Below are 15512 nucleotides of genomic sequence, written 5' to 3' on the forward strand. Positions count from 1 at the left end.
ATATACTAAATTTAAAATAGAATTTTTATTAAAATAATAGCAAGTATGACCTGTACTGCACCAGTCACAAGGCCAAAGCTAAGAAACTTTCCCCCAGACTTTCTGATTGTGTCCAACTTAAGATTCAATCCGATTCCCGCTAAGTTCACGACGCCGAAAAACCCAGAAATCTGTTTGGCTCCACTTGTTATTAAGTTGGGTAATGGAATAAAACTATTAACTAATAGTAAAACTACGAATGCCATGATGAACCAAGGAATTTTGACACCTTTACTATTAATATTTGTTGCTGAATCGTCTTTTTTTTGTGCCATTTTAGCAAAAACTAACACAACAACTGTCAACATGATGACACGTAGCATTTTAAACAGGGTCGCATACGTGACAACAGTAGTATTAATCAATGATGCTGTTCCAACGACTTGCCCAACTGACTGAACCACACCACCAACTAGTGCACCCAACAGTAAGTTATGGTCTCCTAACACGTGTGGCCCAAGAATCGGCAATATCAGTAACAACACAACACCAGTCAAACTAACAGTCGCAACACTTGTTCGTCGTTGATCATCAGTGGCCCATATCGCTGGTGCTACTGATGCAATAGCACTTGATCCACAAACAGCATTACCTGCGCCCATTAACATGGAGGATTTGTCAGAAACTTTGAAAACACGACCACCCATCCAAAGAACAACCAAAATAGTTAATGTCATCTGTATCAAAATGAATGCCAAGCCATTAATACCAAGATTTTCAATGGTCCGGAGTGTAACGGTAAGCCCCATCAACGCAATACCAATTTCGATGGGAAATTTTTCTGCCCATTTCATCCCCGGTGCGAAAGATGGCTGATTCAAAACAGTATTACCTAATAAAATACCTAATAACATTGCGATTGCTTCCGCGCCTAAAAACGGCAGCCACGTAGCTAATACTTTAGCAACTGCAGACAATATTAAAGTAATGATAATACCAGAAATCATAGTCTTTTTAATTTTCATGTCAATTCTCCCACACGTTTAACAGCACCAATGGGCTGCTAAATTCTAATTTCGATAGTTATTATGTTACCCCCACCTTTGCTATTTGTAAAATAAATATTTATAATATATTCAATTAAGTATTTTAATAGGAAGTCATATGTTTAAACGAATCCAATCCTTTATCGCAGTTTATGAAACACGTTCTTTTTCAAAGGCGGCTGAACAATTATTTATTTCTCAACCTACAGTCAGTGTGCATATTAAACAGTTAGAGTTGCAATTAAACACTACGTTATTTGAACGAAACGGGCGTACTGAATTAGTACCTACTACAAATGCCAGAAAATTTTACCAACATGCTCTACATCTACTGGATGACTGGCAAAATGCAACAGACAGCTTAGATTTAGCTGAAGAACGGCCACGTACTACAGTGAGAATAGGTGCATCGCAGACCTCAGCAACCGTTCTACTGCCCAAGATTTTTGCACAAATAAAAAAAGATGAATTTAACACCATTGATTTCAAAATTGAAATGCATAATTCTGAAGAAATCCTGGCTGGTGTTTTAAATCATCAATTTGATTTTGGCATAATTGAAAAACCGATCACACATGATTTTATTACTCGTGATGCGATAGCCGTCGATCAACTTGTTTTGGCTGGTAATCTGGACAGCACTGTTTGGTTGGTTCGGGAAAAAGGTTCTGGGGTGTATCATTACACACAACAATACTTTAAACAGCATAACATTGTACCAGATCATTTCTTAACTATTGCAAATAATGATATTATTGTAAAAATGCTGGCACAAAATGTTGGTAAATCTATTGTTAGTATTCAAGCTTTACCAGAATCTGTTCCTTATAAGAAACTAGATGACGCGTTTAACCGTCAATTTTATATTATTCACCATGAACATAGTAATCAGAGTGCTATCAAAAATGAGATCGCACGCTTTATTCAGATTGCCAGAAATTTATAAGAAAATAACTTCATCGTTTTCAAAACCTTTAATTCTTGCCAAACTTTCAACACGTACCCCGCGCTCATCTAGAATTTGACGGCCTTTTTGAAAAGTCTTTTCTATGACAACCCCAACCCCAACAACATTAGCATTTGCATCGTTGGCGATCTTAAGCAGCCCCTCGACAGCCTGTCCATTAGCTAAGAAATCATCGATTATTAAGATATTTTCAGCGGCACTTAGGAAGCGATGATCAATCATAATATGATTCGTCGTTTGCTTTGTAAATGAATACACATCTGCAGTCCAAACATTCTCTGGCAATGTTAAAGATTTATTTTTTCGTGCGAATACAACTGGCACATGAAGTGCCAGACCTGCAAAAACTGCCGGAGCTATTCCAGATGATTCAACCGTTACGATCTTATCAATTTTCTCATCAGAAAATATTGTTGCAAATTCTTCACCCATGGCTTGCATAAGTTCTGGGTCAACTTGATGATTTAAAAAAGAGTCCACTTTTAACACATCTTTACCCAAAACACGACCATCTTTTTTAATTCTTTGCTCTAATATTTTCATCATTCATTTCCTTTTTCATTTACTGCCACCATTGACAACCACTACCTTTTTAATTTGAGACGTTTTTAGAAAAAAATGGCGACAAACTATCGTAATCAATACAAAATTTGAAATAATCATTATTTTCGAAAAAAACCAGAAATCATCATCAAAATGCTAACCAACGCCATTAATATAAGGGTAATAACAATCGTTACCCACCAACCACTTTGTGCATCAGCAAACGGCAACCACTTCACATTTTCACCATAAAACCCACTTACAATAGTTGGGACTGTCAAAACAATTGAGTAAACAGTTAATACCTTCATCGTCCAATTCAAATCACGATTACTGAGATTGCCCATCGCGTCACTAACTGAATTAATCACCTCTAGTGCCAAGTTAGCCATTCGCTTAGCTTGTTCAACTTCAACTCTTACATCATCAATATGTTCTAGTTCAAACTCTTTCAATAATGTTTTAAAATCTGTTCGAAAGCTATCTAGCATCACATGATTATTGGCCAGTGAATTTTGAATATAAATCATTTGTGTTTTTAAATATAATAACTCATTCATTTGGTGTGTCGTTTGTTTTTGTTGACCAAATTGTGCTTGAATGACACGCCGTTTTTTATTAATTTCTGTTATTTCGTCAACATACTTTATCATTAAAGAATATAATCCTGTCATGATAAAATCAAATGCACTAATTTCGTCCTCTTGCGCTCGTATTTGTTGATTTTGCGGATCTAATATAATCGGTTTGATGTAATCTGTAGGCTCATGCGTAAATGTATAGACATCATTATGAGCAAATAAAATACCAATTGGCCTCGTCTCTACATTGTTGTCTTGATGTACAATCACGTCAATAACCATCAAAGTTTCGTCCGCATGCCGATCATATTCCATGCGCACACTCTCATTATGATCAACAGCATATCCTATCATTTCATTGGTTAAGTGGTGCTCTTTGACTAAGCTTTCATGTTCTTCAACTGTCAAATTTGAAACGTGATACCATGTAAAGTTTTTTACGTTCTTAACTATCTCAATCATTTTCTGCCATCCCTATAAGTCAGATTTTGTGGCTTTGCAAACACTGATTTTCCAACAGCTAAAAACCCTTCTCGTTCGTAAAAACGTTGCGCAGCAACATTAGCTGTAACCACTTTTAATTCTAACGCTTGCGTTACTTGATTGCGTGCCCAATCAAGTAATTTTGCACCAATGCCACAACCATTCCAGCCTTCTTTAATAAATAGCAGATGTAAAAAACTATCACGCTCTGATAAGGATGCAAATCCTACAATTTCTTGATTAATAATAGCGACCTCGACCACCTCACCATGAGAAACTCTAGCAAAATCCTCTAATTTAGGATGTTTAACCCAAGAAAAATTATGTTGTCGAGCACCTAAATAAATACGCGCAAGTGCCTCTGAATCGTCAGGTTGCATTGCGCGTAGTACTAGATTTTTCGTTGATTTAGTTTGCAAAAAATTTTTTGGACTGGTCATTAACATTCTCTTTTGATTGCTTATCTGAGTTCCAGAATGGCACATAGATTTTACCAAGTACATGCTTCTTTTCAACGTAACCAAACATACGACTGTCATTTGAAACCGATCGGTGGTCGCCTAGTACAAAGTATGAATTCTTTGGTACAACTGTTGTGTTACGATCTTTCTTTTGCCAAAAATCTCGAGATGATAGCGTTTTTAACGTCCAATCACCCCAAGTGCCCCCTGATTGTTGCTCTAATCCAATGTAATCCTGATTAACTTTTTTACCATTAACATATAGATTCGCACCTTTATGTGATACTATATCACCGCCAACAGCAATTACGCGCTTCACATAATCCTTGTGCCCAGATTTAATTTGTGGATCCTCATTGGTTGCGTCAAAAACTATGACATCCCCACGTTTCACAGTAGATATTTTGCTCTCAACAACTAATTCGCCATTGTCTAAATTGGGATTCATTGACGGTCCGTCAACTGTCACCAAAGTAAACAGAAATGTGCGGATAATCAAAGCAATGAAAAGACCAATGACAATGGGTATTACCCAGTTTTTTATAAAGTTCATATCCTATCTGCCCCTCTAACATTAAATAATATTATATCAGTTTTTAAAAAATATTTATACAAAAAAAGCTGGAAACAGTGTTATAACAACATTGTTTCCAGCTAATAATATCATTTTTTACCGCTTACGGCGTTTTGCTTTTCTGATTTTACGTTGTTTTTCTTTTTCAAGTTGCGCTGCTGCTTCGCGTTCACGTCGTATTTTGAAAGGATTTTGCAAGAAAAATGTCTGTACAGTTTGGAAAGCATTTCCCACAACCCAATACAGTGACAAAGCACTCGGAACGGCTAGAGCAGAGAAAAAGATGATCACAGGGAAAATGTATGGCATAGCCTTAGTCATACCATTTTGATCGGGGTTAGATTGCATTGAAAGCCATGATGATGCAAACGTGAACAATGCGGCCAACACCGGTAAAATAAAGTACGGATCATTACTTCCCAATTGTAGCCACAGAAACTTTCCCGATCTTAGAACAGGTGAATTCCAAATTGACTGATACAGTGCAATTAAAATAGGCATTTGCACAATTAAAGGTAACATTGAAGCAAATGGATTTACGCCAGCATCCTTATAAAGTGCTTGTTGCTCTGCCATCATTAACTGACGACTTTCAGTATCCTTACCTGGATACTTTGCTTGTAGTTCTTTTAAAGCCGGCTGAACCACTTGCATTTTCATCATTGATTGCACTTGGTATACCATTAGTGGCAAGATCAAGAAGCGAATAAAAATAGTAAACAGGATAATACCCATACCATAGTTATTGCCAAACCAACTTGAAGCACCCAAAATAGCTCTTGTAAACACCGCGACAATCGCACTCCAGAAACTATGTGATGTCACATGTCCATCATACGACAATCCGGACACAATGATTAAGACCAACGCTACTCCTGCCATAATCAAAGGTAACGGTCCAATTCTCTTCAAAATATTCTCAAATCGCTTCATTCGTTCTCTTCTTTCAATATCTTAGCCAACTTTAACACATGAATCATTTGATTTTTCAAAAATTTTTGACTTCTATGTGCTGCAGCAGGGCGTGCAATGACTAATAAATCCAACTCTTGAGGTAATTCAGGTTTCAATTCTAACAAGCTTTGACGGATACGACGTTTAACCCAAACCCGCTCATGTGCTTTACCTACTTTTTTACTAACCGAAAGCCCAACACGAAAATGTTTTTGCTCTGGTTTATCCATTTGATAAACAATAAAATACTTATTAGCTACAGAACGGTGTTTATTAAAAACATGTTGAAATTCTTCTGGTTTTTTTATGCGGAATGTTTTTCTCATGAAATTACTCCCTATTTATGTACGTAGCCGTATCAACATGCCTAAATGGTTACTAAAATGTTCATCTTCACGATAAATAATACATTATTTATTTCTTCATGTACTAAATAAAAAAGCCACTGCATAGCAGCGACCTTGTTAGGCAGATAGAACCTTGCGGCCCTTTGCACGACGGCGAGCCAAAACTTTACGACCGTTGCTCGTGCTCATACGCTTACGGAATCCGTGTACGCGTTCACGATGACGCTTTTTTGGTTGGTATGTACGCTTCATGTGTGTTCACCTCCATTCACGATTTTTACCTGCAAAAACTTTGCAATTCGAGTTTAATCATATCATGAAATCAACCCCAGCACAAGCGTACTAGATTTTTTTTCAAATACTTAACTATTATACGCTCTTTGCTATGTTAATAGCAATATAATCCTCATCTCAGCATTGACAATCAAACTTTTGTTACAATAAATTTTAGAAATATACTTATATATTAGTTTAAAATTTTTTAATCATACTTGCTCAAATATTATCAATATACTCTAAGGACTCTTCTTATGCGTAAATTAACACATCCTAACCACAATTGTATTTCAGAAACTGTTCTATTTAGTCAGCTTCCCCAAGATGAACTAAATATGATCAGCAAACAAATCAATTACATTGAATACGCGCCTGGGGAAACCATTTTTGATGTAGAGGATGATTCTGATCGACTACTATTAGTACATCAAGGCAAACTAAAGATCAGCCAAACCTCCAGCAATGGAAAAGAACAAACGCTTTATTTCTTAAATGAAGGTGACATTGATGGAGAAGAATCTTTAATTATAGGTTCACGCCACGCAGTAACGTGTGTCGCTGTGGTAAAATCTCGCATTTGTGAAATTCGCAGAAGCGATTTTATGACCTTAACAAAACGACAACCAACCATTGGTCTATCATTAGCCATATCTATTGCTGAAAAGATGCAGAAATTACAGACACAACAAGCTAATCTTTTAACTGGATCTGTGGAAGATAGATTATTGAAGTTTTTAAAGGATACTGCCGAAGAAACAGATAGTTTAAGTTTTGAACTACCTATGTCAAAAAAAGAACTAGCAGCATATCTCGGCACTATTCCTGCTACCCTGAGTCGAAACTTTACAAAACTTGAAGAAAAAAGAATTATCAGCAATAGCTCCAAAGGTAAAATCGTGTTAAATATCACAAAAATAGATAATCCTTGACTTAGGTCAATTACTTATGTGATTGTTTGAGCTTATAATTGATGTACAGATTACAATTACTAATCGGAGGACATACATCATGAAAATAGGTATAATTGGTGCTACACATGCTGGCGTATATGCAGCCAAACAAATCAAATCGGAGCATCCCGAGGCAGAAGTAACTGTATTTGAAAAAAATACTACTGTTTCATTTTTGTCGTGCGGCATAGCTTTGTGGATTGGTGATCATGTTTCTGATCCTGAAAAAATGTTCTACGAAACTCCTGAATCAATGCGCAACCAAGGTATTACCATGTTGATGGCGCACCAAGTTAATCAGGCTGACCTAAAATCTAAAACATTAACAGTAACTAATTTAGATACAGAAGAGGTTACAACACAACAATTTGACAAAATAGTTATCACAACTGGTTCAAAGCCCGTTATTCCAAATATTCCTGGGATTGACAGTAATCGTGTGTATTTCTGTAAATCTTGGGATGACGCTACGCGTATCAAAAGCGTTGCCAAAGATCTCAAGCGTGTAGCTGTCATTGGCGCTGGTTACATTGGGGCTGAGTTAGCTGAACAACTTTCTGTTACTGGAAAACAAGTGACGTTAATTGATGGTGCTGACCGTGTGTTGGCAAAAAACTTTGGTCCGGCTTTCACCGAGCGTATTCAAAAAGAGTACGAAAAAAACAATGTTGATGTGGTTCTCAACCAGTTTGTATCTAAATTCGAAAACACGCCTAACGGTATCAAAATAACCACACCAAATGGCTCATACGAAGCTGATATTGCAATACTAGGCATTGGATTCTTACCAAACACCGATTTATTCAGTGGTCAACTTGAGACACTCCCAAATGGTGCGATAATTGTTAACGATTATATGCAAACTAGTGAAGACAACGTCTATGCCGCTGGAGATGCCAGTACTGTCTTTTTCAATCCAACCCAAGCCATTGATTACATCCCCTTGGCTACAAACGCTATCCGCCAAGGTATACTAGTCGGTAAAAACATTGTTGAACCAACAACTCGTTACCTCGGAACACAAGCTACTTCCGCAGTCGAACTATATGAACAGGCCATGGTTGCTACCGGATTGAATAGTGCGACTGCTAAAGAAAAAGGTCTTGATGTCATTGAAACAGTTATCGAAAGTGATTATCGTCCCGACTTTATGCTAAGTACAACTTCTGTTCTTAGTTCATTAACTTGGGAAAAAGATACTGGCCGAATTGTTGGCGGTTCGTTTATGTCTCAACATGATGTGTCGCAATCTGCCAATCTCGTTTCCATAGCCATTCAAAAACAAATGACAATTGATGAATTAGCAATGTCTGACTTTTTCTTCCAACCCAACTTTAGTCAACCAATTAACTACATTCCTGAGGTTGCTCTTGCCGCTGTCGCTGAGAAACAGGCTTTGACATTAGCTTATTGATGAATTTATTGAATTAATGAATACAAATAAAACACGACTTCCTATGACGAGTCGTGTTTTATTATTGTAGCGTGATTTTTATATTTAAATTATTAGTCTTTGTCACCTAAGATTGAAACCATAGAAACAGTAGAATTCCATCACTGTCAATCTTTGACCAAGGTTCTTTTTAATTTCAAAGGAGCCCTAGATTGTAAAGGAGCCCAAATAGCCATTCATCACGATGTAATTTTTTCATCAATATTCTGCCATCTTTTGACAAATTATGGTTGAGAGATAGTTTTCGAAGTTCATTAGTCATACTTGTTAATTCTCTGTATTCTGATACTTTTGGATTATTCAACTTTTTAGTTGTATCAGAGATTAATTTTTCTTCCTCACGATTTAAATTGGGGTGTTTTTCTAAAAATTTTAATAAATATTTTTGTTTATCCGTTTTGAACATGGTTTTCATTTTAATTTTTACGTTCGTTAATTGTTATCAAGTTTAAAAGTATGCATATTATTTAAACATATGTGGTAAGCGTCCGTCAATTTTTTGCTAAATTAACTAATATAAGCCATTTAACAAATAAAAATAGCCCAGTGAAAATGATTCGGGTCAATTTCACTGAACTATTTTTGTTTACTTTATACAGTCTATGCCACAAAAAGACTATTCAAATGAAGCCCACAATTTTACAATCGCTTGTACACCTTCATCCCCATGTTCTTGACTCAATCGCTCAAATAGTTGCTCGGCAAGTTTGGTATTGGGCAAATCTATATCCATTTCCTTAGCAGCGTCTAACGCTATTCGTAAGTCTTTTAGTAAGTGCTTGACATAAAACCCAGGCGCATAATCACCTTGGAAAATACGTGGTATATAATTATCGACCGACCATGATCCTGCAGCGCCTTTACGCCAAACATTGTAGGCACTCTCTAAATCAAGGCCAGCTGCTTTTGCATAAACTAAGGATTCTGCCATTGTAATAACGGTTGCTGCAACACCAATATTGTTGCTCATCTTCATGTGTTGTCCCTTGCCCGCTGAACCAGCAAAAACAATTTGCTGTCCAATAACGCTTAATACAGGTTTAATCTCATCAAGAACTTGTTGTTCGCCACCAACCATAATCGCTAATGTCCCATTCTTAGCACCAATGTCACCACCTGAAACTGGCGCATCCAACACTTTGAATCCTAAATCAGCACCAGTTTGAGCCAATTGTTCAGCCAAACGTGGTGTTGAAGTTGTCATATCAACCAAAATTGAACCTTCTTTAGCACCAGCAAAAACACCATCTTCACTCGTCCACACTTCTTCAACATCTTTTGGATAACCAACCATCGTAAAAGTAATATCCGAGTACTGTGCAACTTTGGCCGGTGTATCTCGCCAGATAGCACCATTGTTGAGCACTGTATTTGCTTTGCTATGGGTACGATTGAAAACGGATACCTCATAGCCCGCTTGCAATAAATTATTAATTATTCCTGTGCCCATTACGCCAGTACCAATAAATCCGATATTCATACTTCATCCTCCTTAATTTAAAAGCACCACACCCATGTGCAATGCTTTTAAATAGCTATTTTGTAGTAATCAGTTTTTGAATAGTTTTTAAAACACCACTATGATTATTATCCGACAATGCAACATTAAATTGACCAATAATGTCAGCATCCGGCATTTTATATGGCAGCCCAACTGCGTTTAACATTTCCAAATCATTACCACCGTCACCAAAAGCAACAGCATGAGACAAGTCAAGAGCATAACTTTCAGCTAACATTTTTAATCCTTCGGCCTTATTGACATAGGCAGGAACAATATCAATAGCCCCAGTACCTGTTTCCGTAATATGCACATCATCACCAAAGAATGCAAGGGCATCATCATAAAACCTTTTTTCGTCAAAGTTTGTCCAACTCATAGTGACTTTGTAGATTGGTTCGTTAATTTCACGCACGTCACCGAAACTTTTAACGTACTTAAAGTATTTAAAATAACGCTTGTTACTTGCCATATCGAAATCCAAAGGCAAATAAGCGGTCTCATCTGTTGAAAAAACCAAGCCACGGTCTGGACGCATACTATAGTTATTCAAGAATTGTTGAATTTTACGCAAAGTTACCGGGGGGAGAACTTTCGAGAACAACACGGTGCCATCGCTTTTCACCACACGAGCCCCGTTATTGGTGACAAAATTCAAGGGCTCATTAAGAAAATCTTTAAATAAGATATTAATGCGTTCTTGATGAACACCTGTGGCTATCGTAAATTGAATATGCTTCTTATTTAATTCACGCAATACATTACGAAACAATGCTTGATCAAACTTCTTATCGTCCGTCAAAAACGTACCGTCTAAATCCGTTGCTATCAGCTGAATGGTCAATGTTGGAAAGTTCCTTTACCTGTCTACTAGTCTATATGCTATTCATTCTACCTTGATAAACTGGGTATAGCAAATCTGTCTTTTTGTTTCACGTGAAACAATCAAGATTATGCCAAAATCTGTTGTGCAATCCATGCCCCTTCGCGCAAAACAACCGTATTAACACCAGGGCGTGGAATAACTGTCCCGAACCATTTTTTGCCTTCAAGAGGGATACCATAAATATATAAGTTATGCATGCGCTCCCCTTTGGAATTAACAACCTCAAAGGTACGATGATCCGCATCAGCTGAACCCAATTTATAGGTTGATCCATCGTTACGTGTCCAAATAGCAGCTGCCAAAATGCCCTTCTCTCGCAGACTAGCAATCAATGGGTTTGTTGATAGGTCAATGTTTGTCATGCCAACACGCGCTTCAACTAATGCATTACCTTTCACTTCGTTTCCCCGAGCATCACGAGCAACAAAGTTACCTGATTCAGTGGTGACCTGTATGTTGGCAGCCATGACTTCCACAATTCCAGCTTTAATCAAGGCACGTAACTGCTCGACACGTTCCAAGGGTGGTCCAACAGATACCATAGCGTCTAACGGTCTGAATTTACTCAAAAATATTTCATATTCATCTGCAGAGAAATAATCATGCTCAACTACAAAACGAACCCGATCGCGTAAATCACGTAAAATATCGAAAGCACCTGCAAAAGGCGCTATTTTATTTCCTAAGCGAGCATCTTGAATGTCTTTTTCTAAGTAGTCTAATAACCACTCCGTATAATCAGCACTCTTAGGTAAATACTTTGCCGGTTGACGTATAGCCTCGATATCAAAAGGTGGCTCATCAATCAAACCAACTGATTCTGCTGTTGCATTTAAATCAGCACTCGTTAGTAACGCCTGCTTCAAATCCTGCGCCTGATCGTATGTCAAATTGCTAGTTGGACTGTCGATTCTATTCAGTAAGTGTTTATAGGTCAACTCCTTAACAAGCAACTTTTCAAAATCATCGTACTTGATTTGTCCATGTCCAGCTGCGCGCAAAGCTTCTAAGGCTGGTAGTGTGAAAAATATTGGCTCATAAACTTCACTTGTCTCTTTTTCATTGATACCACGCGCATGCAATGGCACGCCACTACGAGACCCGGCAATAATATGCGGTTCTCGTCCAGATGAATGATAGGTTAAATCACCATCTGTTTCGCGTTCAAAGTACCCCCCTTTTCCAATTGACAATCCTGCCATATAATCGAAAAAGCTTAGCCCGAGGCCACGAATGATGACTTTATCTTCTTGCGAAAATACGGAAAGATTGGCCTCAGATGGATGCGTAGGCGGCAAATACTTTAGACTATTTTCGTCTGCAAATGACTTAAACTTAGCTTCCTCAGCCGTTAAATCATTATTTGAATGTCCTAAGGCCATCACGACTTGATTGGCTAAAATTTGGGTCCCATCTGTCAAAACTACTTGGTAATTTGTACCAATTTGAGTAAGGTTTTCTACGCTTTGCTGCGTAAAGGTTAATGTTTGATTGCTACGGACTCTCTTTTTCAGCCATTCAAAATACCAAGCCGCGTAAATGCCCATCATGCCTCTCGTAGCAAAATCACTAGGTGATGTTAAATGTTGTATTTCGGCTGTATAGGAATCATCAAACTCTGAATGCTTCTCCAAAAAAGTGCGCGCGTCTGACTTTAACCACTGAAACAAAGTTGGTCCATGTAGTGGTTTACCACCATGTTCAATTGAATCATCAGTAAATAACGTAATTTGATCAATCACTGTATTCATTAGAAACAATTTATTTTGTGGAATGGATGGGTCCCAGACTCGTCCACCAATGACGTGTGGATCAAATATTTGAACATCGAGTTGAACATCGTCATCCGCTAAATTAATCAGTCGCTCAGCCACCGCTAAACCACGCGGACCGGCACCAATGATTGCTACTTGCATTATTTATCTTCTCCAGAACGTCTAATTTATTAACGCTTTTATATTATTATTAGTTTCCCATTATTATAGTTGTTTATAAAAATATTTTCAAAATGCTCAATAAATATCATAGGTACCTTAAAACACAAAAACGACAGCCATTAGGCTGACGTTATTAGTATATTCATTCATTTGCAACTAGTTATTTATCAATGTCATAAGAATCGGAACCACTACCAAACTAAGAATTGTTGATTCAGTTACCATAATTGCTGCATAATCAGCATCCGCACCATACAAACTAGCCACTACTGGCGCATTTGTCATAACTGGCATAGCTGACTGTAAGATAAATACTTGTTTCATTAGATGCGGCACATCAGCCTTCCATAGGAGGAAAAACATGACAATTGGGGCCAAAATAAAACGACCAAATAATATGCCTAAGCTATATTTATTGAACTCCATATTTCTCAAGCCTGCGCGCTGCACAGCAATACCAATAAAGAACATTGATAGTGGCACAGTTAAGTTACCTATGTACTGTAAATCAGAAACCACAAATGTTGGCAGTTTAACATCTGTCCAAACAAAGATGATTCCTAAGATAAAGCCAAGCAACGGTGGTGAAAAAACCTTTGATAGCGTCGCCCTGATATCAAATTTCCACGCTCCTTCCCCATCACGCTGGATGAGATAAGTACCCAATGTCCAGAAAAAAGTCGTGTTCACCATATAATAAACTAACACATACGGTAGACTTTTAACACCAAACAAAGCCATATTTATTGGTAAGCCGACAAATACAGTATTTGAATTGAAAAACATTGATTGAAAAAGGCCACGGCGATTTTTTCGAATACCTAAAGCTCGTGCAAATCCAACCGAAATTGCAAATAAAACTAGCATCGAGATAATTGGAAATTTAATTTCAGGTAATAAACGTATCAGTTCGCCTTTAGTGAAATCATGCGTTATCGTATTCACCATGTACATTGGCAACGCAACCTGCGTCACGATACGTGCAATAATCTGGCCACTTTTATCTGTGAACCACTTTGCACTTGCCAATCCATAACCAATGGCAACCATTACTAGGATCACCAAGACACCCTGTATACTCTGTAAAAATACGCTCAAAACACTGCCCCATTTATGTGAGAAATTTTAAAATTATTCACATAACATCATATCATTTACTAGTTTTGTTTGCACCATCTATATAAAAATATGCATAAAACCGTTGATGAACATACGAACGTGTTAAATTATTTTTTTTCAGGAAAAAAATCGATTTCTCGCCCATTTAAGTCCTGTACTTCACGATAATTATTTGGATAATCAGCATGTAAAAATGCTTTATCTTGCTTTGATATTTGTATTGCTGACGTCAAAACGAGCCAGTTAATATTTTGCCCTAATGGCGGTGTTGTCAACGATCCTGTATATCGATAATAACTACGATTGTCAGGAATTAACTTCATTAACCCTTCTGCGTTAACATGTTCATCATAAATGTTTTGCACTTCGATACCGTTATCATTATTTGCTGTTTCTCCAAAAACTGCTAACACTAACGTTTGATTATCACGTTGAAAAACAAAATGAATCTCAGCATCGTACCTCTTACCGTCTACGAGATGTTCTGCCCCATCATGAAAATGAAATCTTTCTAATGCCCATACCGTCCCATCAACACGCAAATTACCTTGAACTAAAAACTGTTCTCCTATAATTCGATCGTCAGACTGGACTCGATCCTCAAAATGAATAATCAACTGACTGTTTTCTTGTTGTTGAATGCTTGTCAACGGAATATCAATCGGTGATTGATAAATCGTGTCATCGGCCTTTCGCCAATCCTCTTGTTCTCTATAATCTAAGTGCTTCATCCGGGTACCTCTTAAATTTCTTACTATCGTATTTATATATAGTAAAGCAACAACAAAGAAAGTTCCCACAATATGCTCACAATGCACCATCAATTTTTGCTCCCCAGCATCAATTGGTTCATTTATTCTAACACGTTTTATTTTGTGAAAATAATTATTAATGCATTTTGGTTGACTATCCTAACAAAAACAGCTCAAAAGCTATGATAATTAAGGTTTTTTCAAAAATATTTATCAACTTTTTAGAGGAAAAACAGAAAATAAAATAGCTCCTTAATAAATTCTTTAACATTCACAATGTTATAAAAACTTATCCTCTACCTGTTTACTCACGGTGTTTTTTAGCTTTTTACTAACATGCTCTTTCACAAGTTATCCACATATCCACAAGTTGTGAACTCACCCCTGTGGATAATGTTTATAAACAGCCTCAATTATTGTCCTTTCGCCCTTTTGCTTGTGTACAACAATGTTCATTTGTGGATAACCCACACATTTGTTCGTCTTAATATCAACAACCCCTCTTTTTCATTGTCCACAACTGTTGATATTCTCTAAAGTTGTCGTTTGCCTGTGGAAAACTATTTTTCTTATTGTTATAATTATCTTTGCTACTTCTTCTATATTAGAAAAGTCGTCGGTTCAATCCATAATCTTCGTTAAATACTATCAACGTAAGATCGTCATTTCATTCTGACTTGAACCATATTTAGGAGAGATAATC

The 15512-nt window shown here is 37.1% G+C and carries 17 protein-coding genes; 3 read left to right on the forward strand and 14 right to left on the reverse strand.

Translation table 11 applies throughout. The features are described from left to right. Window positions 1–11: 11 nt before the first annotated feature. Window positions 12–1004: a YeiH family protein gene (locus RHP64_RS10220; protein WP_025268592.1), complete on the reverse strand. Its 993-nt coding sequence runs from the start codon at window positions 1002–1004 to the stop codon at window positions 12–14. A 139-nt stretch (window positions 1005–1143) separates the two neighbouring features. Here RHP64_RS10220 and RHP64_RS10225 point away from each other — a divergent pair, with 139 nt between their 5' ends. Next, the gene (locus RHP64_RS10225) at window positions 1144–1971 is read left to right on the forward strand and encodes a LysR family transcriptional regulator (protein ID WP_025268593.1); all 828 of its coding nucleotides are present in this window, start codon (window positions 1144–1146) and stop codon (window positions 1969–1971) included. Here the strand turns inward: RHP64_RS10225 and RHP64_RS10230 are convergent. The 7 genes from RHP64_RS10230 to rpmH form a co-directional block, all read right to left on the reverse strand. Next, complete coding sequence (locus RHP64_RS10230) at window positions 1966–2535, reverse strand: xanthine phosphoribosyltransferase (RefSeq protein ID WP_010293912.1); 570 nt, start codon at window positions 2533–2535, stop codon at window positions 1966–1968. The genes RHP64_RS10225 and RHP64_RS10230 overlap by 6 nt on opposite strands. A gap of 119 nt (window positions 2536–2654) precedes the next feature. Further along, complete coding sequence (locus RHP64_RS10235) at window positions 2655–3578, reverse strand: magnesium transporter CorA family protein (protein ID WP_011680566.1); 924 nt, start codon at window positions 3576–3578, stop codon at window positions 2655–2657. Next, on the reverse strand, window positions 3575–4039 hold the full coding sequence (locus RHP64_RS10240; RefSeq protein WP_025268594.1) for a GNAT family N-acetyltransferase: 465 nt from the start codon (window positions 4037–4039) through the stop codon (window positions 3575–3577). Before RHP64_RS10240 ends, RHP64_RS10235 begins: the two co-directional genes overlap by 4 nt. Further along, window positions 4008–4613 (reverse strand): signal peptidase I, encoded by a 606-nt coding sequence (gene lepB / locus RHP64_RS10245; RefSeq protein WP_014325269.1) that lies wholly within the window; start codon window positions 4611–4613, stop codon window positions 4008–4010. Before lepB ends, RHP64_RS10240 begins: the two co-directional genes overlap by 32 nt. Window positions 4614–4730: 117 nt before the next feature. Next, the gene (locus RHP64_RS10250) at window positions 4731–5567 is read right to left on the reverse strand and encodes a YidC/Oxa1 family membrane protein insertase (RefSeq protein ID WP_010280494.1); all 837 of its coding nucleotides are present in this window, start codon (window positions 5565–5567) and stop codon (window positions 4731–4733) included. Next, the gene (gene rnpA, locus RHP64_RS10255) at window positions 5564–5914 is read right to left on the reverse strand and encodes a ribonuclease P protein component (protein WP_010280488.1); all 351 of its coding nucleotides are present in this window, start codon (window positions 5912–5914) and stop codon (window positions 5564–5566) included. Before rnpA ends, RHP64_RS10250 begins: the two co-directional genes overlap by 4 nt. A 138-nt stretch (window positions 5915–6052) precedes the next feature. After that, entirely contained in the window at window positions 6053–6187 is a 135-nt protein-coding gene (gene rpmH / locus RHP64_RS10260) for a 50S ribosomal protein L34 (protein WP_002816117.1), read from the reverse strand. Between the two features lie 278 nt (window positions 6188–6465). Between rpmH and RHP64_RS10265 the strand changes: the two genes are divergently transcribed. Together RHP64_RS10265 and RHP64_RS10270 are read left to right on the forward strand one after the other, a co-directional pair. Next, window positions 6466–7140 carry a Crp/Fnr family transcriptional regulator gene (locus RHP64_RS10265; RefSeq protein WP_025268596.1) on the forward strand — a complete coding sequence of 225 codons (675 nt, stop codon included), beginning with the start codon at window positions 6466–6468 and terminating at the stop codon, window positions 7138–7140. 79 nt (window positions 7141–7219) lie between these two features. Further along, complete coding sequence (locus RHP64_RS10270) at window positions 7220–8575, forward strand: FAD-dependent oxidoreductase (RefSeq protein WP_011680570.1); 1356 nt, start codon at window positions 7220–7222, stop codon at window positions 8573–8575. 175 nt (window positions 8576–8750) lie between these two features. On the opposite strand, the gene RHP64_RS10275 is transcribed toward RHP64_RS10270, so the two are convergent. The 6 genes from RHP64_RS10275 to RHP64_RS10300 form a co-directional block, all read right to left on the reverse strand. Further along, window positions 8751–9020 carry a hypothetical protein gene (locus RHP64_RS10275; RefSeq protein WP_025268597.1) on the reverse strand — a complete coding sequence of 90 codons (270 nt, stop codon included), beginning with the start codon at window positions 9018–9020 and terminating at the stop codon, window positions 8751–8753. 210 nt (window positions 9021–9230) lie between these two features. Next, the gene (locus RHP64_RS10280) at window positions 9231–10094 is read right to left on the reverse strand and encodes an NAD(P)-dependent oxidoreductase (RefSeq protein WP_011680571.1); all 864 of its coding nucleotides are present in this window, start codon (window positions 10092–10094) and stop codon (window positions 9231–9233) included. A 55-nt stretch (window positions 10095–10149) separates the two neighbouring features. Then, the gene (locus RHP64_RS10285; RefSeq protein ID WP_025268598.1) at window positions 10150–10959 is read right to left on the reverse strand and encodes an HAD-IIB family hydrolase; all 810 of its coding nucleotides are present in this window, start codon (window positions 10957–10959) and stop codon (window positions 10150–10152) included. Between the two features lie 107 nt (window positions 10960–11066). Continuing rightward, window positions 11067–12917: an FAD/NAD(P)-binding protein gene (locus RHP64_RS10290; RefSeq protein ID WP_025268599.1), complete on the reverse strand. Its 1851-nt coding sequence runs from the start codon at window positions 12915–12917 to the stop codon at window positions 11067–11069. Window positions 12918–13094: 177 nt separating this feature from the next. Beyond that, window positions 13095–14036 carry an AEC family transporter gene (locus RHP64_RS10295; protein WP_014325275.1) on the reverse strand — a complete coding sequence of 314 codons (942 nt, stop codon included), beginning with the start codon at window positions 14034–14036 and terminating at the stop codon, window positions 13095–13097. Window positions 14037–14164: 128 nt separating this feature from the next. Continuing rightward, window positions 14165–14788 carry a carbonic anhydrase family protein gene (locus RHP64_RS10300; protein ID WP_014325276.1) on the reverse strand — a complete coding sequence of 208 codons (624 nt, stop codon included), beginning with the start codon at window positions 14786–14788 and terminating at the stop codon, window positions 14165–14167. Window positions 14789–15512 lie beyond the last annotated feature (724 nt).

This window comes from Leuconostoc sp. XM4 (assembly GCF_055698815.1).

Coding starts and splice junctions, on each gene's coding strand:
- RHP64_RS10220 (WP_025268592.1), bottom strand. CDS start 1,004: ATGAAAATTAAAAAGACTATGATTTCTGGTATTATCATTACTTTAATA.
- RHP64_RS10225 (WP_025268593.1), top strand. CDS start 1,144: ATGTTTAAACGAATCCAATCCTTTATCGCAGTTTATGAAACACGTTCT.
- RHP64_RS10230 (WP_010293912.1), bottom strand. CDS start 2,535: ATGAAAATATTAGAGCAAAGAATTAAAAAAGATGGTCGTGTTTTGGGT.
- RHP64_RS10235 (WP_011680566.1), bottom strand. CDS start 3,578: ATGATTGAGATAGTTAAGAACGTAAAAAACTTTACATGGTATCACGTT.
- RHP64_RS10240 (WP_025268594.1), bottom strand. CDS start 4,039: ATGACCAGTCCAAAAAATTTTTTGCAAACTAAATCAACGAAAAATCTA.
- lepB (WP_014325269.1), bottom strand. CDS start 4,613: ATGAACTTTATAAAAAACTGGGTAATACCCATTGTCATTGGTCTTTTC.
- RHP64_RS10250 (WP_010280494.1), bottom strand. CDS start 5,567: ATGAAGCGATTTGAGAATATTTTGAAGAGAATTGGACCGTTACCTTTG.
- rnpA (WP_010280488.1), bottom strand. CDS start 5,914: ATGAGAAAAACATTCCGCATAAAAAAACCAGAAGAATTTCAACATGTT.
- rpmH (WP_002816117.1), bottom strand. CDS start 6,187: ATGAAGCGTACATACCAACCAAAAAAGCGTCATCGTGAACGCGTACAC.
- RHP64_RS10265 (WP_025268596.1), top strand. CDS start 6,466: ATGCGTAAATTAACACATCCTAACCACAATTGTATTTCAGAAACTGTT.
- RHP64_RS10270 (WP_011680570.1), top strand. CDS start 7,220: ATGAAAATAGGTATAATTGGTGCTACACATGCTGGCGTATATGCAGCC.
- RHP64_RS10275 (WP_025268597.1), bottom strand. CDS start 9,020: ATGTTCAAAACGGATAAACAAAAATATTTATTAAAATTTTTAGAAAAA.
- RHP64_RS10280 (WP_011680571.1), bottom strand. CDS start 10,094: ATGAATATCGGATTTATTGGTACTGGCGTAATGGGCACAGGAATAATT.
- RHP64_RS10290 (WP_025268599.1), bottom strand. CDS start 12,917: ATGCAAGTAGCAATCATTGGTGCCGGTCCGCGTGGTTTAGCGGTGGCT.
- RHP64_RS10300 (WP_014325276.1), bottom strand. CDS start 14,788: ATGAAGCACTTAGATTATAGAGAACAAGAGGATTGGCGAAAGGCCGAT.